This is a genomic window from Actinoplanes missouriensis 431, assembly GCF_000284295.1.
GTDB classification, from domain to species: Bacteria; Actinomycetota; Actinomycetes; order Mycobacteriales; family Micromonosporaceae; genus Actinoplanes; species Actinoplanes missouriensis.
The window spans coordinates 1,916,408-1,936,863 of sequence record NC_017093.1; the positions used below are offsets into that span (position 1 = coordinate 1,916,408).

The 20,456-nt window shown below is 72.0% G+C and carries 17 protein-coding genes; 5 read left to right on the forward strand and 12 right to left on the reverse strand.

Annotated features, from left to right (window positions below; all coding sequences use genetic code 11):
* Window positions 1-43 precede the first annotated feature (43 nt).
* The 4 genes from AMIS_RS08865 to AMIS_RS08880 all read right to left on the reverse strand — a co-directional run bounded on the left by AMIS_RS08865 (window position 44) and on the right by AMIS_RS08880 (window position 5,942).
* On the reverse strand, window positions 44-982 hold the full coding sequence (locus AMIS_RS08865; protein WP_014441879.1) for a 1-phosphofructokinase family hexose kinase: 939 nt from the start codon (window positions 980-982) through the stop codon (window positions 44-46).
* 65 nt (window positions 983-1,047) lie between these two features.
* Entirely contained in the window at window positions 1,048-3,165 is a 2,118-nt protein-coding gene (locus AMIS_RS08870; protein ID WP_014441880.1) for an ATP-binding protein, read from the reverse strand.
* Window positions 3,166-3,258: 93 nt separating this feature from the next.
* Window positions 3,259-4,614, reverse strand: coding sequence for an NAD(P)/FAD-dependent oxidoreductase (locus AMIS_RS08875; RefSeq protein WP_014441881.1), 1,356 nt, complete (start codon window positions 4,612-4,614; stop codon window positions 3,259-3,261).
* 164 nt (window positions 4,615-4,778) lie between these two features.
* Window positions 4,779-5,942 (reverse strand): S8 family peptidase, encoded by a 1,164-nt coding sequence (locus AMIS_RS08880; protein WP_014441882.1) that lies wholly within the window; start codon window positions 5,940-5,942, stop codon window positions 4,779-4,781.
* 165 nt (window positions 5,943-6,107) lie between these two features.
* On the opposite strand from AMIS_RS08880, the gene AMIS_RS08885 reads away from it, so the two are divergent.
* Window positions 6,108-8,129 (forward strand): sensor histidine kinase, encoded by a 2,022-nt coding sequence (locus AMIS_RS08885; RefSeq protein ID WP_014441883.1) that lies wholly within the window; start codon window positions 6,108-6,110, stop codon window positions 8,127-8,129.
* On the opposite strand, the gene AMIS_RS08890 is transcribed toward AMIS_RS08885, so the two are convergent.
* From AMIS_RS08890 to AMIS_RS08910, 5 genes are all read right to left on the reverse strand, one after another.
* Complete coding sequence (locus AMIS_RS08890; protein WP_014441884.1) at window positions 8,126-10,468, reverse strand: sensor histidine kinase; 2,343 nt, start codon at window positions 10,466-10,468, stop codon at window positions 8,126-8,128. The two genes, AMIS_RS08885 and AMIS_RS08890, sit on opposite strands and share 4 nt — an antisense overlap.
* Before the next feature lie 31 nt (window positions 10,469-10,499).
* Window positions 10,500-11,087: a hypothetical protein gene (locus tag AMIS_RS08895; protein ID WP_014441885.1), complete on the reverse strand. Its 588-nt coding sequence runs from the start codon at window positions 11,085-11,087 to the stop codon at window positions 10,500-10,502.
* A 32-nt stretch (window positions 11,088-11,119) separates the two neighbouring features.
* A complete protein-coding gene (locus tag AMIS_RS08900) occupies window positions 11,120-12,313 on the reverse strand; it encodes a GAF domain-containing sensor histidine kinase (RefSeq protein WP_014441886.1) in 1,194 nt (397 codons plus the stop codon).
* Complete coding sequence (locus AMIS_RS08905; protein ID WP_014441887.1) at window positions 12,310-14,424, reverse strand: ATP-binding protein; 2,115 nt, start codon at window positions 14,422-14,424, stop codon at window positions 12,310-12,312. The genes AMIS_RS08900 and AMIS_RS08905 overlap by 4 nt, the downstream gene beginning before the upstream one ends.
* A gap of 65 nt (window positions 14,425-14,489) precedes the next feature.
* Complete coding sequence (locus tag AMIS_RS08910) at window positions 14,490-15,755, reverse strand: pyridoxal phosphate-dependent aminotransferase (protein WP_014441888.1); 1,266 nt, start codon at window positions 15,753-15,755, stop codon at window positions 14,490-14,492.
* A 197-nt stretch (window positions 15,756-15,952) separates the two neighbouring features.
* Here AMIS_RS08910 and AMIS_RS08915 point away from each other — a divergent pair, with 197 nt between their 5' ends.
* From AMIS_RS08915 to AMIS_RS08925, 3 genes are read left to right on the forward strand one after another with little or no spacing between them, the layout of a single operon-like run.
* Window positions 15,953-16,450 (forward strand): DUF6069 family protein, encoded by a 498-nt coding sequence (locus AMIS_RS08915; protein WP_014441889.1) that lies wholly within the window; start codon window positions 15,953-15,955, stop codon window positions 16,448-16,450.
* Window positions 16,451-16,478: 28 nt separating this feature from the next.
* On the forward strand, window positions 16,479-16,967 hold the full coding sequence (locus AMIS_RS08920; RefSeq protein WP_014441890.1) for a hypothetical protein: 489 nt from the start codon (window positions 16,479-16,481) through the stop codon (window positions 16,965-16,967).
* Window positions 16,964-17,425: an RDD family protein gene (locus AMIS_RS08925; RefSeq protein ID WP_014441891.1), complete on the forward strand. Its 462-nt coding sequence runs from the start codon at window positions 16,964-16,966 to the stop codon at window positions 17,423-17,425. Before AMIS_RS08920 ends, AMIS_RS08925 begins: the two co-directional genes overlap by 4 nt.
* A gap of 99 nt (window positions 17,426-17,524) precedes the next feature.
* On the opposite strand, the gene AMIS_RS08930 is transcribed toward AMIS_RS08925, so the two are convergent.
* Genes AMIS_RS08930 through AMIS_RS08940 form a run of 3 tightly spaced genes read right to left on the reverse strand, consistent with a single transcriptional unit; the run spans window position 17,525 to window position 18,761 of the window.
* Window positions 17,525-17,857 carry an SHOCT domain-containing protein gene (locus tag AMIS_RS08930; RefSeq protein ID WP_041830636.1) on the reverse strand — a complete coding sequence of 111 codons (333 nt, stop codon included), beginning with the start codon at window positions 17,855-17,857 and terminating at the stop codon, window positions 17,525-17,527.
* 5 nt (window positions 17,858-17,862) lie between these two features.
* Window positions 17,863-18,327 (reverse strand): DUF6325 family protein, encoded by a 465-nt coding sequence (locus AMIS_RS08935; RefSeq protein ID WP_014441893.1) that lies wholly within the window; start codon window positions 18,325-18,327, stop codon window positions 17,863-17,865.
* 11 nt (window positions 18,328-18,338) lie between these two features.
* Entirely contained in the window at window positions 18,339-18,761 is a 423-nt protein-coding gene (locus AMIS_RS08940; protein ID WP_014441894.1) for a DUF6325 family protein, read from the reverse strand.
* 166 nt (window positions 18,762-18,927) lie between these two features.
* Between AMIS_RS08940 and AMIS_RS08945 the strand changes: the two genes are divergently transcribed.
* Window positions 18,928-20,376 (forward strand): hypothetical protein, encoded by a 1,449-nt coding sequence (locus tag AMIS_RS08945; RefSeq protein WP_157434779.1) that lies wholly within the window; start codon window positions 18,928-18,930, stop codon window positions 20,374-20,376.
* The last annotated feature ends 80 nt before the right edge of the window (window positions 20,377-20,456 follow it).

A 20,456-nucleotide genomic window follows, 5' to 3' on the forward strand; every position in this document is an offset into this window, starting at 1 on the left:
GGGGGAGCGCGAAACGGGTCAGGGCGCGCGCTGAAGGCGCCCGCTACCCGTGGATCGGGGTGAGGCGGACGCGTTTGGTGAGCTCGGCTATCGCCTCGCTGCGACCCGTGCCGAGGCCGTGCCGCGTCACGTTGAGGGCGCCTGCCGCCGCGCCCGTCCGGACCGCCTCGTGCGGCTTGCCGCCTCGGGCCAGCACCGTCGCCACCCCGGCGGTCATCGAGTCGCCGGCGCCGCGGTGGTCGACCACCTGAAGCGTGGGCAGCTCCACGAGCAGCGGCTCCTCGTCGTCGATCAGGGCGATGCCAGGCTCACCGGCCCGGCTGATCAGCACCGAACCGGCTCCCTGTTTGCGCAGGTCGCGGGCCGCGTCGACGAGTTCTTCGACGCTGTCGCCGGTGGCCCGGCCGGCGTCCATCAGCTCCTCGTGGCTGACCTTGAGGAAGTCGACGCCGCCGTCGAGGACCGCTGTCAGATGGTCGCCGGAGAGGTCGGCGACGACTGTCGCGCCGTTCGCGCCGAGGTCGGCGGCGAGCCGGCGGTACACGTCGGAGGAGATCACGCCGGGCGCCGCCGGGCCGCTGAGGATGCTGACCCGGGTACGCATCCCGGCCGCCAGCGTGACGTTGTAGATCTCGTCGAGGGTGTGCCGTCCGAGCGCCTCGCCGGCGTGCTGGGCCACCTCGTCACGGGAGCCGTCGCGCCTGTCGTGCACGTACCATCCGCTGCCGGAGGAGCGGCGGACCGTGCGTACCTCGATCTGCTCGCTCTGCAGCAGAAGCGCGATGATCTCGCCGATCTCGCCGCCGACGGCGGCGCAGAGGGTGACCGACGCGCCCAGGCCGGCGCACATCCGGGCCTGCCAGACTCCCTGGCCGCCGGGGTGGACGTGCAGTTCGGGCTCGCCCGACTGCTGCTCGACGGTGACGGTCAGTTGGGGCACCGGTGCGAACACCATGATCGTGCCGGGCTCGTCAGCGGGCATCCCCGAGGCCTACCCGCTTGACCGGGCCTCAACCCTTCACCGGCCAGCTGTGACGCCCGCCACAGTCACGCGGAGGCCACCAGGCTCGGTGCCCGGTGTTCCGCGGACGCCGGGATGGTGAAGGCGAAGATCGTGCCGCCGCCGGGATTGGGCGCGGCCTCGATCCGGCCGCCATGCCGCTCCACGATCCGGCGGCAGATGGCCAGCCCCAGCCCCGTACCCGGATGGGCTCCGCCGTTGCTCGCCCGGTGGAAACTGTCGAAGACCAGGGCGTGCTCCCCGTCCGGGATGCCGATGCCCCGGTCGGCGACCTGGACCCGCACGTCACCGTCCGGCTCCCGGCGGCCGGTGATGTCGATCCGGGGCGCCTGGCCGGGCGGGGTGTACTTGATCGCGTTGCCGACCAGGTTGTCGATCACCTGCCGGAGCAGAACCGGGTCGGCCTGCACGGGTGGCAGCGAGCCGACGAAGATGTCCGGGCGCAGATCCGGGCCGTCCAGGTGGTCGGTCCGGGCGGTCACCACGTCGTCGACCAGCGAGCGCAGGTTCACCTCGTCGAGTCGCAGCGTGGCGTCCCGGGCCGCGGCGTAGTCGAGCAGCTCGCTGATCAGCTGTTCCATCCGGACCGCCCCGCTGATCACCTTGCCGGCGCTGCGGCGGGCCTGCTGGAGAGCGTCCGCGCCGCCACCGGCCTCCAGGTCGTCGAGGGCGTCGCCGATCAGCTCGGCGAACCCCCGTACCGCGGTGAGCGGGGATTTCAGGTCGTGCGCCACCACTCCGGCGAACCCGCGCAGCTCGGTCTCGACATGCTTGCGCTCGGTGATGTCGTGGAAGACCGCGACCGCGCCGCGCTCCCCGGTGGTGGTCTCGATCGGCCGGGCCGACACGCTGATCACCCGGCCCTCGGGATGGTCCGGGTGCCGGATGACCATCTCGACCTGGTCGCTGTCCTGCCCGGCGAGCGCGCGGACCAGCGGCAGCTGCTCGGTGTCGAACGGGGTGACACCGTCCACCTGGAACAGCCCGTAGTGCCCCTGCCAGGACTCCACCCCGGCCTCCGGGTTGCCCTTGCCGAGCATCCGGATCGCCGCCGGGTTGTGCAGCAGGAACTTGCCGTCCGGGCCGACCACGCCCACGCCGTCGCTGATCCCGTCCAGGACCGCACCGAGCAGATCGGCCTGACGGCGGCTCGCGGCCTCACCGGCGCGCAGCTCGGCGGTGGCCGCACGGACCCGGACGCGGGCCCGGTCCCGGCTGCTGGCGAGCACCCAGACCAGGGTGCTGAGCAGGGCGGTCAGCACCAGGCCGCCGAGGGCCATGGAGAGCGGGAACGCGCTGCGGGCGCCCGGCAGACCGGCCGCCGGCGCGCTCACCCGCAGCGTCCAGCTCTTGTCCGCGACCGGGATGTCGACGGTACGGACCAGGTCGCGCTCGCCCTCCGACGCGGCGCCCAGTTCGGCGACCGTCACCTCGCGCCGATCCGTGCCGGCCGCCATCAGTGTCAGGTCGAGCAGGCCCTGTCCCGCGTGCTGGAGGGTGTCGCCCATGAAGTTCTGCCCGCGTACACCGAGCATCACCCAGCCGAGGAACTGCTGCTCGGCGCCGCGGAAGACCGGCGCGGCCATCACGAACGAGTTCTGCCGCTGGTCCGAGGGCAGGTCCTGGTCGACGAGCAGCTGATACGTGTCGGAGACCGCCGGCTGGCCGCTGCGGCGCGCCTGGGCGAGCGTGTCGGCCGGCGCCACGGCCTGGGTCATGTCGATGCCGCCGAGCGGGCGGGTGCCGTCCAGCGGGATGCCGGCCACCACGAACGCGTGCTCGCCGTTGCCCTTCGGGGTCAGGGTGAGGTCCGGCGACCCGAGCCGCCGCCACCGTTGCTGGACCTCGGCCACCTCGTCGTCGGTGGCCGGCACGATCAGGACGATCGCGGTGGCGCCGGCCAGCTTCATGGTCTTCAGCGGCTGGACGATGTGCCCGTACTCGGTGGCGGTCAGGGTGTCCTGCGCCCCGGCCGCGGCCGCCGTGGTGCGCAGGATCTCCACGTAGCGCCGCGTCTCGGAGCGCACCGCCTCGGCGGCCGCCGCGGTACGCCGGTCCATCTGCACCTCGGCCGCCGCGTTCTCCCGCCGCACCAGCGCGGTGAAGACGGCCAGGGTGATGGCACAACCGATGACGGCCACCATCGCACTGAGGGCCGCCGTACCCGGTCGCTTCCGGCTCACCCTTACCTGATCGACCGGGAGGCCGGGGCTGCTGAGAGCAGCCCCGGACGAGCGTCAGGAGCTGACCGGGACCGGCGGCGGGGCGGCGGCCTCGGTGGCGGTGGCCTGTCCCAGAGCGGCCCGCGCGTTGATCTGGCGGCTGGTGACCGCCCGCTCCGGCCGGCGCCGGCCCAGGAAGGCGACCGCCCAGCGGATCAGCGAGCTCGCCCGGTTGCGTCCCCGCGGCAGGTACGCCCAGTGCACCCCGAGCCAGAGCAGCCAGCCGGCGAGCCCGCTCAGCCGCAGGCCGCGCAGGTCGGCGACCGCGGAGAACCGGGCGACGGTGGCGATGTTGCCCTTGTCGAAGTAGTGGAACGGCCTACCCGCAGGCTTGCCCGCGAGCCGGTCCCGGATGGTCCGGCCGACATACCCGCCGCTCTGGATGGAGACCTGGGCGACGCCGGGCAGCCGATCGAGGCTCATCAGGTCGCCGATCACGAAGATCTCCGGGTGGCCGGGGACGGTCAGGTCCGGGTTCACCTGGATGCGGCCGGCGCGGTCGGCCGGGGCGCCGGTGGCCTCGGCGAGACGGCGGGCCAGCGGGGCGGCCGCGACGCCGGCGCTCCAGATCTTGGTCATCGCCGCCAGTCGTTCGGTGCCCGCGGACGTCTCGACGGTCACGCCGGTGGCGTCGATGTCGACCACCTTCGTGCCGAGCCGGACCTCCACGCCGATCCGGCGCAGACGCTTCTCGGCGGCGGCCGAGGACTGCGCGGAGAACGTCGGCAGCACCCGGTCGACCGCGTCGACCAGCACGATCCGGGCCTTCGACGGGTCGATCCGGCGGTACTCGCCGGGCAGCGTGCGGCGGGCGATCTCGGCGAGCTGGCCGGCCAGCTCCACGCCGGTCGGGCCGGCGCCCACGACGACGAACGTGAGCCAGCGCTCGGCGGCGGCCGGGTCGGTCTCCAGCTCCGCCATCTCGAACGCGGAGAAGATCCGGGCGCGCAGCTCGACGGCGTCGTCGATGCTCTTGAGACCGGGGGCGAACTCGGCGAACCGGTCGTTGCCGAAGTACGACTGCCCGGCGCCGGCCGCCATGATGAGGGTGTCGTAGGGCACCTGGTAGGGCGTCCCGTCCGCGCCGGTCGCGGTGACCGTGCGGCTCTGCACGTCGACGTCGGTCACCCAGCCCTGCAGCACCTCGGTGTTGCGCTGGCCGCGGAAGAACTCGCGGACCGGGGTGGCGACCTCGCCGGGGGAGAGCAGGCCGGTCGCGACCTGGTAGATGAGCGGCTCGAACACGTGGTGGTTCGTCCCGTTCAGGATCGTCACCCGGGCGTCTGCCCTGCGCAGCGCACGGGCGGCGTACTTGCCGCCGAATCCGGCTCCGACGATGACGACTCGGTGCTGTCCCTGCTCGGTCATCATTTCACGCTCCTTGATCCACTTAATAGAACCGCGGATCAGGTACGGAAATGCCGTACGACAGTGATGACGATGATCACCAGGGGCGGCTGTCACAAACCGGTTGGTCATCTCGTCACACGGGGAAGGGGCCCGGCCCCTTCCCCGTGTCTCAGCAGGTGGTTGCGTTACTGGGCGACGAAGAGCAGGCGGTTCGGCGATCCCGAGCCGGGGCTGGTGACCACGTTCGGGGTGGCGCTGCTGATCAGCGACGAGGAGACCTGAGCCGGGGTGTAGCCCGGGTTGCGGGAGAGCACGAGCGCCGCCGCGCCGGCCACGTGCGGCGAGGCCATCGAGGTGCCGCTGATCGTGTTGGTGGCCGAGGTGCTGGTGTACCAGGCCGACGTGATCGAGGAGCCGGGCGCGAAGATGTCCAGCACGCTGCCGTAGTTGGAGTAGCTGGCCCGGGCGTCGGTACGGGTCGTGGCGCCCACCGTGATCGCCGAGGCGACGCGGGCCGGCGACGAGCTCGACGCGTTGGTGTTCGAGTTGCCGGCCGCCACCGCGTACGTGATGCCGGAGGCGATCGAGTTGGCGACCGCGTTGTCCAGCGCGGTGCTGACGCCGCCGCCGAGGCTCATGTTGGCGACCGCGGGCTTGACCGCGTTGGAGGTGACCCAGTTGACGCCCGCGATGACGCCGGCCGTGGTGCCGCTGCCGGAGCAGCTCAGCACCCGGACGCCGACCAGCTTGACGGCCTTCGCGACGCCGTACGTGCTGCCACCGACCGTGCCCGCGACGTGCGTGCCGTGGCCGTTGCAGTCCACCGCGCCGCTGCCGACCGCGTCGTATCCGGCCCTGGCCCGGCCGCCGAACTGGCTGTGGCTGTAGAGAATGCCGGTGTCGATGATGTAGGCCGTCACGTTCGACGCGGTCACCGGGTACGTGTAGGTGGTGCTCAGCGGGAGCGCGCGCTGGTCGATCCGGTCGATGCCCCAGGTCGCGTTCGTCTGGGTGGCGGCCAGGGAGACGACCTGGTTCTGCTCGACGTACGCCACCTTCGAGTTGGCCGCGAGCCGCTTGGCCTGGGTCTCGGTCATGGCGGCCTCGAACCCGTTGAGCGCCTTGCCGAAGCTGCGCTTGACGGACGCGCCGTAGGCCTTGCTCAGGGACGACTGCTGCGCGCCGGACTTGAGGACCACGATGTAGCTGCCGTCCACCGCGGTAGCGGAGCCGGCCAGGCGGATCTGTCCGAGCACCGGCGCCGCGGCCTCCGCCGGTGTCGCCGCCGCGACCGCTGCCAGTGCGAACAGACCTGCGGCCAGGATGCGGCCGTGCCGTCGAATCGCCATGTTCTTCCTCTCTCACGCCTGCCGGCGAACGTCCGGGGGGTATTGACGTTTGTCACTCGGCTTTGGGGAGAGCGTAGGCGGGAAGCCGCATCCCATCTATATATCGAAATGGATATATCAATTCAGTTAACCGCCGGACGTGCCGAACAGGCAGGTGTGACGAGGATGTCCGTTCCCGGCACGGCGGGCTTCGCGGCGCTCTACCTGCTCGCCCTGCCGGCAGGCCGGGCGACGATGCTGGCCGGTGAGCCGGTGGTGTGGCCGGCGGCCGGTGTGGCGGCGGTCTGGCTGCTGATCCGCTGGGAGTCGCGGTGGCGCTGGCTCGACGTGGCCCTGCTGGGCGCGCTGACCCTGGGCGGCCTGCTGGTGGCCGGGGCCGGCGTCCAGGCCTCGGCCGTGCACGCGGTCGCGGCGATGCTGGCGGCGACGGCCTTCGCGGTGGCGGCCGCCCGGCTGCTGCCCGGCGTCTGGACCGGCCCCGAAGGCGGCCGCCCGGTCGCCAGCCTCGCCGACCTCTGGCGGCTGCTGCTGGCCGCGGCGCTCGCCGCCGCGGTGGCGTCCTGTGCCGACCTGTTCGGCGGCCGGGGCCTGGGCGAGGAGGGCACGGCCCTGGTCTTCGCCGCCCGGGTGGTCCGCGACGTCGGCAGCGTTCTGATCTTCGGGGTCGCGGTCCGGCACGCCGGTTACCTGTTCCGCCGGGAACGGCCGTCGCTGCCGCGCAACCGCGCCCTGGAATGCCTCGCGATCCTCGTCGTCTCGGCCGGGGCGTACTACTACACGTTCACCGTCAACCACAGCCTGCCGATCGGGTTCGCGCTGCTGCCGCTCACCGTCTGGGCCGCGATCCGGATGCCGACGATTCTGGCGATCGGCCACTACCTGCTGTTCGGCTGCGCCGCGGCGATCTTCACGCAGCAGGGCCTGGGCCCGTACGCGGAGATCGCCGCCCCGGACACCCGGCTGCTGGTGATCGAGATGTACACGGTCATCCTCGCCGTGGTCGGCCTCGCCCTGGCGCTCAGCCGCGACGAGCGCGACGGGCTGATCGCCCGGCTCCGGGTCTCCGAGCAGGAGGCCACCGAGAAGGCCGGGATGATGACCACGATCGTCAACTCGATGACCGAGGGTCTGGCCATCCTCGACCAGAACGGCCGGCTGGTGCTGCGCAACCCGGCGGCCGGACGGCTGATCGGCAACGTCAGCACGGTCGGCGGCGGCGTGGCGCTCGGCAGCGATCACGGCTTCTTCCACCCGGACGGCGCCCCGCTCGCCGACGCCGACCTGCCCTACGCGCGAGCCCTGGCCGGCCAGGACGTGCCGCCGATGGACGTGCTGGTCCGCAACGCCGCGGTGCCGGAGGGCCGGATCGTGCGGTTCAACGTGGCCCGGATCGCCATGCGGCCGAACGGCCCGCAGCACGTGGTCGTGGTCTTCCACGACGTCACCGCGGACCGGCGGCACCGCGACGAGCTGATGTCGTTCGCCGGGCGGGTCGCGCACGACCTGCTCAACCCGCTCACCACGATCGAGGGCTGGGCCGAGGTCCTGGAGCAGGAGCTGGCCGGATACCAGCCGGCCGAGCGGGTCGGCCGGATCCAGCGGGCGGCGGCCCGGATGCGGACGTTCCTCAACGGCCTGCTCGCCTACACCGCGGCCCGCGACGGCAAGCTGATGCCGACCACGGTGAACCTGTCCCTGATGCTCGGCGACATCGTGAACAGCCGGTGGGATCTCGCGGAGAGCACCGGCTCGGCGCCGCCGTACTTCGAGATCGGGCAGATGGAGGCGGTCGAGGCGGATCCGGTGCTCACCCGGCAGCTGCTGGAGAACCTGATCGACAACGCGCTCGGGCCGGCGCCGCCGGGCGTGGCGCCCTACGTCGGCGTCTCCTGCCAGCCGGCGCCGAACGGGATGCTGCGGATCGACATCCTGGACAACGGCATCGGGCTGTCGGCGAGTCAGCGGCGGGACGTCTTCACGAGCTTCCACAGCGGCCGGGACGAGCGGGGCAACGGGATGGAGCTCGCCGTCTGCAAGCGGATCGTGGAACGGCACGGCGGGACGATCGAGGCGATGGTGAATCCCTACGGCAGCGGGACCCGGATGTCGTTCACGCTGCCGGCCGGGCGGTCGGCGTACGCGCGCACGCTGGAGACCCAGTGGGCGTCGCGGACCCCCACCCGTTAGAAGGCGCTCTCCAGCGTCAGGCTGAAGACGCTCCCGACCGGGTCGCCGGGCTGGTAGTCGACCGAGCCGCCGTTCGCCTCGGCCAGGCTCGCGACGATGTGCAGGCCCAGCCCGTGCCCGGAGGTCTGGGTGCCACCGGCCCGGGTGTAGCGCTCGAACAGGTGCTCGCGCAGCTCCGCCGGCACGCCGGGTCCCCGGTCGAGCACCACGATCCGGGTCGTCCCGGCCTCCGGGGTCACCTCGATCCCGGTCGCCCCGCCGCCGTACTTGCGGGCGTTGGTCAGGAAGTTGACCACGATCTGCCGCAGGTGCGCCGGGTTGACAAGCACCGTCGCGTGCGACGGGCAGTGCAGCGGGACGACCTGGTCGGCGGCGTCCAGCGCGTCCTGCAGCGCCTCGGCCAGCCGGACCGGGTGCCGGTCGGCGTGCAGCCGGGTCTCGCTCAGCATGCACATCGACAGCACGTTGAGCCGCAGCTCGTCGATCCGGTGCGCGGCGTTCATGATCTTCTCGGTGGGCTTCGCGAGGGGCTGCGGCAGCTCGCTCTCCACCAGCATCTCGCCGTACCCGAGGATCGCGGTCAGCGGCGTGCCGATGTCGTGCGACAGCATTCCCATGAGGTCGAGTTTGAGCAGGTTGGCGCGTTGCAGCTCGCTGTTCGCCCGTTCCAGCTGGGCGTTGCGCTCGGCGAGCACGGCCTGGGCCGCGTCGCGTTCCCGCTGCGCGCGCAGCCGGGCGGTGATGTCCTGGATGACGCCGATCAGATGCAGGGGAGCGCCGTCCGCGTCACGCACCAGCCGGACCCCGATGTGCACGTCGACCGAGTGACCGTCGGCGTGGATCAGCCGTTTGGTCCGCTCGTACGACTCCTGCTCCTCGGCGAAGAGCCGGGCCGTCATGAGAACGCCCTCGGCGCGGTCGTCCGGGTGCGTGAAGTCCTCGTTGCGGCGGCCGATCAGCTCCTCCGGCGAGTGCCCGAGCATCCGCGCGTACGCCTCGTTGACGTGCCGGATCACCCCGTCCAGCCCGACGATCGCCTGTCCCACGGTGGACTGGTGGAACTGTGTCCGGAACTGCCGCTCGCTCGCCTCCAGGCGCTCCTCGGCCCGCCGGCGCTCGGTGATGTCGGTGTTCGTCTCGATCACCTCGGGGCCGGCCCCGCCGGCGTCCGGGCGGACCACGTGCCGGCTCAGCGCGGTGAGCGTCCGCCCGTCGGCCCGGCGGTGCGTGACCTGGCCCTCCCAGCGGCCCTCCTCGTGCAGGGCCCGCTCGATCACGGCCTCGTCGTCGGGGAAGACGGTGGCGAGAAGACGGTGGATGTTCCGGCCGACGGCGGCGGCGGCCGGCCACCCGTACATCTGCTCGGCGCCGTTGTTCCAGAAATTGATCTTGCCGGTCGGGGTGCGCACGATGATCGCGGCCGGTGCCGCGTCGATGAGCTCGGCCTGCCGGCGCAGCTGGCTCGCGGCGGCGCTGCGCTCGCTGATGTCGTGCAGGAACGCGTGGAAGACCACGCGCCCGTCGTGCCGGGTGGACTGCACGGTGAACTCGACCGGGAAGCGACGGCCGTCCCGGCCCACCGCGGGGAGCTCGATGCGTTTGCCGGCGAGGGTGGACTGCCCGGTGGCGCGGACCCGGGCCAGCCCGGAGTGATGCGCGTCCCGGAACTCCGCCGGGATGATCAGCCCGGCCAGGTCGGCGCCGACCGCCTCCGCCCGGGACCGGCCGAAGAGGATCTCGGCCGCGGGATTCCACTCCAGCACCACACCTGCCGCGTCGATCGAGATGTACGCGTCCTGCGACACCTCCAGGATCCGCCGGACCACCGCGGACGTCTCCTCGGCGTGCCGGGCCGCCCGGAGCAGCGCGATCTCCGTCGACACCGCCGCGGCCAGGTCCTCCAGCACGGCCAGGTCGTCGGGAGACCACTCGCGGGGCTGCCCGTCGATGGCGCAGAAGGAGCCGAGCGTCCGGCCGTCGACCCGGATCGGCATCCCGGCGTACGCGATCACCCCGATCTCCGGGATCGCGAGGTTGTCCTTCAGCCGGTCGTTGAGCCGCGCGTCGCTGACCACGAGCGGCCTGTCGTCGTCGACGACGTGCCGGCAGAACGAGTGCGACAGCGGCGTCTGCCCGCGCTCGGCCCACGGCTCGGGCAGGCCGATCTGGCTGGCGAAGACCTGCCGGTCGTCGAGGACCAGGGAGACCAGCGCCGTGGGGCTGCCGACCAGGCGGGACGCGAGCCGGGTCAGGCGGCGCAGGCCGGGCGGCTCGGGGCTGTCCAGCACGCCGGTGGCGTGGACCGCCGCGACGCGTTCGGGGTCCTTGGTAGCGGCCACAACAACCTGATCGGCCCCGATCCGGGAGGACTTAGGGCACCGCGCCCAGCATCGCGAGAACCCCGGTGAACAGGGCGCTGGTGGCATCCTGGTCGAGATGCCGCGCCTGCCAGCCCCGGCTCTCGGTGCCCTGCAGCACGCCGGCCACCGTGGTCCGCACGGTGCGCAGCGTGGCGGGGGAGAGCAGCACCGCGGAGGTGCCGTCGGCGTGCGCGGCGCGCTCGGCGGCGCCGAGCGCCACCAGGGCCGCCGCGGCGCCGTTCAAGATCTGGGCGACGTGCAGGCGGTCCCGGTCCAGATTGAAGGCCGCCACGTGTACGGCCAGACCGAGCGCCGTGATCAACCGGCCGGTCTCGTCGCCGCTGAGCACGGCGGGCATGGTGGCCGCGTCGTCCTCGCTCGTCGTCGCCCCGGCGCAGAAGCCCTCGATGAGCTCACCGGCGATCTCGCCCGGCAGCACGACCGAGGGAGCCGGCGTGGCGCCGGGGAAGCGGCGGCTCAGCGCGGCCTCGACGGCATCGCGGACGATGTACTCCGGGACCACCCGCTGCTGCTCGCCGAGCCGGCGGACGATCTCCGCGACGACATCGCCGACCTTCATCGCACCGGGCCGATCCATCTTCTCACCGTAATGGTTGTCCGCCCGGTCCTTCAGCGGGCGCCGGGCAGGCGGATCCGGGCGGAGACGCCGTCCGCGGTGTTCCGCACGGTCAGCTCGCCGCGATGGGCCTGCACGATGTTGCGGGCGATGGTGAGCCCGAGACCCACACCGGGCACCGCCTGCTCCCGGGCGTGCCGGCCGCGGTGGAAACGATCGAAGACCAGGGGCAGCTCGTCCTCCGGGATGCCCGTCCCGCCGTCGCGCACCTCGATCGCCGGCCGGGGCGCGCTCTCCACCCGTACCGTGATGGGCCGGTCCGCGGGGGTGAAGGCCAGCGCGTTACGCAGCAGCTGCTCGACCGCGTGGGCGAGCCGGGCCAGGTCGGCGCGGACCAGCACGGGCCCGTACGAGGCCACGTCCACCGGGTCGCCGCGCAGCGTGATCAGCGACCGGCACGAGCTGAGGGCGGCCGCGACCACCGTGTTCAGGTCGACCGTCTCGACCGGCGCGGGGATCGGCGCCTCCGGCGGCCGGGTGCCGGCCAGGATGTGGTCGACCATCTCGACGAGACGCCGCCCGTTGCGGTGGATCGGGTCGATCAGCCGGCGGTACTGCTCCAGGCCGTCCTGGTCGCCGAGGATCTCCAGGTAGCCCTGGATGATCGCGACGGGCGTCCGCAGCTCGTGGGTGATCGTGGCGACCAGCTCGTCCTCACGCTGCGCCGCGCGGGCCAGCTCGTCGCCGAGGTCGGCCACCCGCAGCCGGCCGCGGACCGCGGACAGGTGACCGGCGGCCTGCCGGGCGAACGTCACCAGGTTGTCCACCTGACGGTCGCTGATCTCGCGGGCCTCGGTGTCGACCACGCACATGGCGCCGAGCACGTGGCCCTCCTCGTCGATCACCGGCGCGCCGGCGTAGAACCGGATGCCCGGCTCGCCGGTGACGTTCGGGTACGCCGCGAACCGGCTGTCCCGGGTGGCGTCCGGCACGATCAGCGGCGCCCGGGCCGGCACCACGTGCCGGCAGAACGACACGGCCAGCGGGGTCTCCGCCTCGGCCAGGCCGACCTGGCCGGCGAACCACTGCCGGTCCCGGTCGACGAGCGAGACCGCGGAGATCGGGGTGTCGAACATGCCGGCCGCGAGCTTGGTGAGGTCGTCGAGAACCACCGGACGGGGACGATCGAGGACCTGGTAGGAGCGGAGGGCGGCGAGTCGTGCGAGTTCGTCCGGATCTTGGCTCATCGGCGCGGTTCCCTCCACGACTGCTCTTCGGCCCGGGGGAGGTCGAACTGAGCGGATCCGGGGCCGGGCGGGATGGTGAACGTGAAGATCGATCCGCCGGCCGGGTTGTCGGCGGCGCCGATCGTGCCGCCGTGCCGCTCCACGATCCGTTTGCAGATCGCCAGGCCGAGACCGGTGCCGGCGTACGTGGCGCCACGGTGGGCACGGTGGAAGTTGCCGAAGATGGCGTCGTGCTGCCCGGCCGGGATGCCGATGCCGTTGTCCGCGATCCGCACCCGTACCAGGTCGTGGTCGGGTTCCGCGGTGATGGTGAGCTCCGGTGTCACCCCCGGCGCGGTGTACTTGATCGCATTGCCGATCAGGTTGTCCAGCAACTGCCGGATCAGCACCGGGTCGGCCTGCACCCGGGGCAGGTCGCCGACGATGAAGCGGGGCACCGGGAGCCCGGCCGCGATCGCCGCGTCCAGCCGGGCCACGGTCACCTCGGTCACCACATGACCCAGATCGACGGGTACGGTCGCCACCGTCGCGTCCCGTGCCGTCGTGTACGCGAGCAACCCGTCGATCAGCGCCCGCATCCGCTGGGCCGCCCGGTGCACCCGGGTCAGGCCGTCCCGTGCCTCCGCCACTTCCGGGCCGTCCGGCAGCAGGTCCAGCGCCTCGCCGGCGAAGTCGCTCCAGCCCTCGATCGTGGTGACCGGGTTGAGCAGGTCGTGCGCGACCACCCCGGCGAAGTTGGTCAACTCGTCGCGGTGCCGCCGCTCGGCCGTCGCGTCGTGGAAGAGCACCACCGCGCTGCGCCGTCCCGTCCCGTCGGTGAGCGTCGCGGCCCGGACGCTTATCACCCGGCCCTCCGGCACGCCCGGATTGCGGATCAGGATGTAGACGTCCTCCAGCACCTCGCCGGCCAGCGCCCGGACGTGCGGCATCTCCTCGTCGGTGAGTGGCGTGCCGTCCAGATGATGGAAGCCGGAATGGCAGGCCCGGGCGGGCTGCCCGGCCGGGCTCGTGTACCCGCCGAGCAGCCGGGAGGCTGCCGGGTTGCGCAGCGTGACCCGGCCCTCCTCGTCCACCACGGCGAGGCCGTCCGCGGTCGAGTCGATGATCGCCCGGAGCAGCTCGGCGCGCTGCGAGGCCTGTTCCCGCTGCTTCGCCAGCTCGGCCTTCTCGGCGGCGAGTTCGACCACGAGCGCGCTCCGCTCGTCGCGGCCGAGCGCCAGGGCGAGACCGATGAACGCGGTGAGCGACACGAAGAGCTGGGCGACGACGGCCCGTGAGGCATGATTGCTGATCTCCGCGAACGGCCCGGTGCCGTGGAGGGTGAAGAGCACCACGATGACCCCGGCCATCAGGTTGTGCAGCGCCACGAACGAGGTCGCCAGCCGGGTGCCGGCCCAGGCCGTGACGCCGATCAGCAGGAACGCCAGCGGGAGGCCGTGGCTGTAGGCGAAGCCGGCCAGGTAGGCGCCTGTCGAACAGACCACCAGCGCGATGTACTCCGCGATCCGGGTGCGGCGCATGTGCCGTACCCGATCGGTGGTCTCCCGCCAGGCTGCCGCGCCCCGGGAGAGCGCCGGACCCAGGCAGAAGCCCACCGCGCCGACCACCAGGATGCTCGCGACGTTGCGGGACAACCACACCGACGTCGCCGTCCAGGTGTAGTCGTTCGTCGCCAGCCAGACCAGGCCCGGCCCGAAGAACGCGCTGGTCAGCGTCGCGCCGGCGGCGGCGGCCAGCAGCGCCCAGAGATCCGGCGGGCTGCGCATCGGCTGGGTGCCGCCGGCGCCCCAGAGGGTGGGACGCCAGCGGCCGATCAACTGCGTGAAGGCGTACGCCTGAGCGAGGTTCGTGGCCACGAAGATCACCGACATGGCCGGCGCGGCGCCGGTGCCGGTGTTCACCACGACGGTGACGACCGCGAGGGCCAGCGCGTCCAGCCACCGCAGCGGGGCCTGCCGCTGCCGGCAGAACCAGATCACGGCGACTCCGGCGGCCGGCCAGACCAGGCCGATCGGCGAGTCGTCCAGGATGCTGGCCCGGCCCGCGTAGGTCGCTATCGCGTACGCCACCGTGAAGATCCCGGTGCGCGCCAGCGACCTGCGATAGGTCATCGCCCCGTCCTCCCGGAACCGACGTGTCCAGGGACCAATCGGCTGGAACCGGGGCGAACTGAGCGTCAGCTCACGGCGGCCCGGCGGGCGGTGTACTCGCCGGTGCGGTGACCCGGGTAGGGCGCCAGGTTGTCCGCCTGCTCCTCGTACGCGGTGTCGGCCCAGCGCCGGCCGGCCTGCTCCAGCGGCTCGGTGTCGTAGATCGACCGGTTGTGGAATCGCTGCGCGTACTCCATCATCCCGTCGACCAGCCGGTCCACGTCGGCGCTCGGGCGCACCACGAGACGCATGAACTGGCTGGTCATGCCGAGCTTGTTGCCGCACTCACGGGTCATGATGCCGTGGTTCGCGACCAGGTAGTCGCGCAGCGCCACACCGGACCACTCGGTCGGCAGCTTCACCAGGAAGAAGTTGCCCTGCGACGGGAAGACGGTCAGCCCCGGCACCCGGCTCAGCTCGCGGGCCATCGACCGGCGGTCACGGCTCAGCAGGCGCAGGCTCTCCTCGTACTCCATCTCGTGGTCGGAGATCATGTGAACGACCTTCTCGGCCAGCGAGTTGAGGTTCCACTTCGGCAGCATCTTGGCGATCTTGCCGGCGATCGCGGGGTTGGCCAGCAGATATCCGAAGCGGATGCCGTGCAGGCCGAAGTTCTTGCCGAGGCTCTTCAGCACCACCGCGTTCGGGCGGATCACCGCGTCCGGGCCGACCGAGGGATAGCGTTCGGCGTCCGAGAAGTCGATGAACGACTCGTCGACGACCACCAGGTCCAGGTCACTGAGCGCGTCCATGAAGCGGATCACGTCGCGGCGCGGCAGGTAGTTGCCGTCCGGGTTGTTGACGTTGCAGATCACCGCTACCCGGGACTTGCGCTCCCGGATGAACTCGACGTATTCCTCGAGGTCGAGGCGGAAGCCGTCCCGCTCCTGCAGCGGGAACATGTCCACCCGCTTGCCGGTCTCCAGCGGCTGGTCGGTCCACCGGCCGAAGGTCGGGATCGGGATCGCCAGGCTCTCCTTGACCAGCAGGTGGTCGATCCAGGTGATCAGCTCGGTGGAGCCGTTCGCCATCGCCACCGTCTGCGGGTGCAGGCCGAGCACGCTGGCCAGCTTCTTCGTGATCGTGGCCGAGTCGCTCGGGTAGTACTTGAGGATGCTCTTCAGGTCCCGGGTCAGCTCGTCGAACATCTCCGGGGTGGGGAAGTACGGGTTGCACGGAATGCAGAAGTCGACGATCTCCGCACCCTCGCCGGCCGCGCGAGCCAGGTCGAAGTAGGACGCACTGTGCGCTCCCTTGTGCAGGATCGACGTGTCGATTCCGGTCCGTGCCACGGTGTCCTCCCTCAGTTGGGCGTGCCGCAGTCCAGTACGGGCCGGAACCCGGAATCGTTCAGGGAAGCATCGGCGGGGACGGCCGGCCCGCTCGTGGCGCCATGCCGGCGGAACGCTTTCATCCTCGCCGGATGAGGCGCCCGCGGGCTCCTGGAACCAGGCTCGGGGCTGGTATCCCCGAGCGCCCGGAGGACGGCATGACCGGTATGAACGCACCGCTCGATCCGACGCCGCGCCCCGCGGTGAACGGCGGGAAGCTCTGGGCCGGCGGCGGGGCGACCGCCGCCGTCGCGGCCCTGATCGCCATCGCCGGCATCCTGCTCGGCCGGGGTCTCTTCGACATCGACGTGCTGGCGCCGAAGGGTCAGGGGACGTGGGGTGACGCGAGCACCGGCTGGTACGCCCTCGGCGCCGCGATCGCCGCCCTGGTCGCCACCGGCGTGGTGCACGCGCTGATCCTGACGACGCCGCGCCCGATGCGGTTCTTCGGCTGGGTGGTCGGGCTGAGCACGGTGGTCGCCATGCTGGCGCCGTTCGTCACGGACTCAAGCCTCGGCGCCCGGCTCTACACGGCCGGGCTCAACCTCGTGCTCGGTGTGGCGATCGGCTCGCTGATCTCCGGGGTGGCCCGCTCGGCGACCATCCTGATCCCACCCCGGCAGGCGCCCCGCCCCTACCCGCAGCAGTACCGCTGAGGACCACGACCGGAGTGAGGGATTCGCGATGAGCATGCTGGGACTGCTGCGGTTCGGCGACGTGGCGCTCGGCGCCGCGCTCCGTGCCAGGGAGAGCACCGCCGAGGTCGTGGAACGGTTCCGGGCGGCCACGCCGCGCCAGACCCTGCAGTCGAACCTGCAGGTGAACCTGCAACCGCACGCCGACGAGCTCCGGGAGAAGCTGGAGGCGCTGCGACTGCGGGGCGCGGCGGAGCGGCAGCGCGGTCAGGGCGCGGTGAGCGGCGCGATCGACGCCGCGATGACCGCGATCGCCACGTCCCCCCTGGTGAACCGGATCGTCGAGGTCCAGGCCGACCGGATGCTGGGGATGCTGGAGAAGGAACCGGAACGGATACAGGGCCTGGTCCGCAGCCAGCGCGACACCGTGGTCGGCGAGATGGTCGGCCGGGTGCGCAGCGGGGCGGCGGCCGGTGACGCGGCGGTGGACCGGCTCACCCTGCGGATGACCCGCCGGGGTGGCGCCGAATCGTCGTGAACGGTTATGGCGGGCTGGTCAGCAGGTCGATGGCGTACGCGGCGGACGCGTTCCTCATCGCCCTGCTGGCCGGCGGCTCGGCCACCGTCTTCTCCATGGTCGCGTCGGTGATCGGCGCGGAGGCCCGGCAGCTCGGCCAGATCGTCGTCTCGTCCTACCTGATCCTGCTGCCCGCGTTCATGGCCGTGTACTGCGCGCTATTCTGGCACCTGGCCGGCTGCACACCGGGCATGGCGCTGCTCGGCCTGCGCGTGGTCCGCGTCGACGGCCGGCCGATCGGCTGGGTGTCCGCGCTGGTCCGGGGGCTGCTGCTGGCCTACCTTCCGATCATCGCGCTCTGGCTGCTGGTGGATCGCCGCCACCAGGGCCTGCACGACAAACTGGCGAGGACCACGGTCGTCAGAGACCTTCGTTCCGGTACGGGCGGAGCCGCCCCGATGGGCCGGATCGCCCGCTGACTCCCGGCACACGGACTCCTGGCACACGGACTCCTGGCACACGGACGCGCCGGCCGCCGCGCGGACATGCGCTGCGACGGCCGGCGCGAGGCCGGTTCCCTACTGGTTGAGGATGCGGCTCTTCTGCGCGTCGAACTCGGCGTCGGTCAGCACACCCTGCTCCTTGAGCTCGCCGAGCTTCTGCAACTGCTCGATCTTCGCGGCCATCGGGTCCGGTGCCGGGGCGGGCGGGGGAGCGTACTGCGGCTGCGCGTATTGGGGCTGTGGCGCGGGCTGTGGTTGTTGCGGCTGCTCGTACTGCTGGCGCATCTCCTCCTCCTCGGCCTGGCGGGACCAGCGGCCGGCCTGACGGCGGGAGACACGGTTGGAGACGGCCGTCGCGGTGCCGGCGATCACGGCGGTACGGGCGATACCTCTCAGCAGACCAGGCATGCCGATCACCGCCCGCCGAGCTGGGAGACGGCCGGCACGAACGCCGACTCGGTCTCGTCGAGGGCTGCGAGCAACGCTTGCACCGGGATCCGGCCGCCCGCCACCAGCTGGGCGCCGTTGCGCCGCAGCGTGATCGCGAGGGGAGCCGCCCAGGTGTTCTCGTAGACCAGGATGGCCGCGGCGGAGCCGGCCGTCAGCACCTCGCCGGCCTCGCGCAGGTCGTCGCCGCCGAGCATGCCGGACGCCGCCCCGTGGAACGCGCCGAGCTCCTCGAAGTCGAGGTCCCGGCCCTCCATGGCGGTCACCGTGCCGTCCAGGTTCTTGCGGACGAACGCGATGTCGAGCACCCGGATGATGTGCCGGTCCACCAGGTCGAGCAGCAGCGGGAAGGCGTTTCCTTTGAGGCTCCCGTCCGGGAACTCCACGCACAGGTAGTCGATCGGACCCATGTCCTGCAGGTCGTCGGGCATCAACAGTCTCCTCAGATCGTCGTTCCGGTCAGGATTCGGCCGTGTCCCGGCGCGCCCGGGATGTGGGTGAGCGCCACGATGTTTCCCCGTGACGCGGCGATCGGGCCCGCGAGATCACGAACCCAGTGGTGCTCCAGCAGCACGGCGAGGGCGTCCGTCTGGTCGTCCACCATCGCCGCGACCTCGTCGATGTCCGACTCGGTGATCAGCCCGGTTGCCAGCCGGGCCAGTCGCACCCGGTCGCCGTGCAGACCGGGGAGCTCGCTGAGCTCCACGGCGCACGCGCCGCCCGCCGCGTCGGTGCGGACCACCAGCACGTCGACGATCCGCATCTCCCCGGCCGTGGTCAGCCTGTTCAGGGTGGCGCGGACACCGGCGGTGAGTTGGTCGGCGGGGAAGGACAACACCATCAGTTCGAGCGGGCCGAATGCCATTGCCTCAGCGTGCTCGACTCCGGGCGGGGCAGGCTCACCCGCCGCGGATGAACTCGGTGCCACTTCGGGGTTCATCCGCGGCGGGTGAGGTGCCGGCACACCCGCCGCGGGAGGGTCGGCGCTGTGCTGTCGGCGTGTTCCGCCGCCGGCGACTCGAGGAGGTCAGATGACTGTCCCGGCTGGTGAGTCCTATCTCGCGCGTCCGGACGAGCCGGACGAACCGGAGCGCTCGGGGGCGGCTCCGGTTGCGGTTGGTGAGGGGGCGTACCCCGTACCGGATGATCCGGAGATCGTGCGACTGCAAGCGGAAGTGGCCGCGTTGCGTGCCCAGTTGGACGCACGCCCCCGGCGGCGGCCGATGGCCCGGACCATCCGCTCGGGCCTCGCCGCCGTGCTCGTCGTGCTGGCGGCGTTCTGCCTGGTGACGAGCGTGGTGGGGCTGTGGGCGGCGCGCACCACGCTGAACACCGAGCGCTGGGTGGCGACGGTGGCGCCGCTGCCGGAGGATCCGCGGATCAACGCGGCCGTCGCGGAGTACGCCACCACCCAGCTGTTCGCCGTCGTCGACGTGCAGCAGCGGCTGCGGGAGGTGCTGCCGCCGCAGGCCGCGTTCGTGGCCGGGCCGATCGCCGGCCAGGTGCGCGAACAGGTGCACGACACGGTGGAGAAGGTGCTGGCCAGCGACCGGTTCGAGACGATCTGGGTGTCGCTCAACCAGCAGCTGCACCAGCGGGCGCTGGCCGTGCTGGAGGGGCGCAGCGAGGTGGTCACGGCCACCTCGGACAGCGTCCCGATCGACCTGTTGCCGCTGATCAACCAGGTGTTGCGGGAGTTGAGCGCGCAGCTGCCCACGATGTTCGGCAAGCAGATCACGCTGCCGGACCTGAGCAGTGGGGAGATCCCGCCGAACCTGCGGTTGCGGATCGAGGAGGCGGTGGGGGTCACGCTGCCGCCGAACTTCGCGCAGTTCACTGTCTACGATGCGGGGCAGTTGTACGAGGCCCAGCAGGCAGTGGTCGCCGCAAAGCGGTATCTGGTGGGATTTGTCGTTCTGACCGTTCTGCTGGTGCTCGCGGCCTTCGCGATCTCGCCGGGGCGCCGGCGCACCATGGTCCAGCTCGGCGTCTGGCTGGTCATCGCCGCGGTCGCGGTCACGGTCGTGCTGCGCGCGATCCGCCGGGAGATCCTGGAAGCCGTCCCCGAGGGCGTCTACCGGGACGGCGTCGACGCCACCGTCACCACGGTCTTCAGCGTGCTCCGTGAGCGCGGCGTCCAGCTGATCGTGATCGGCGTGCTGCTCGCGCTGATCGGGTACCTGGCCGGGCCCGGCCGGTTCCCGCGCTGGTTGCGCGGGCAGACCCGGCGCGGCGCGGTGGCCGCCTGGCACGGCGTGGCGGCCGGCGGGCGTGCGGTGACGACGCACGGGCCGGGATTCGCGGCCCGCAACCTCGACCCGATCCGGATCGGCGGGGCGATCGTGGCGGTGCTGGCGGCGCTGATCTGGTCGTCGTGGACCGGGCTGTTCGTGATCGTGATCCTGCTCGTGGTGTTCGAGGCGGGGGTGACGCTGCTGGCCCGGCGCACGGACGCCCCGGCCGAGCCGATCCCCGGCTGACACCCACGCAGCGTGCGGATGTCGGGTGTGCTGCGCACCCGACATCCACACGCGACGGTGGTTGCCCCGCAGCGTGTGGA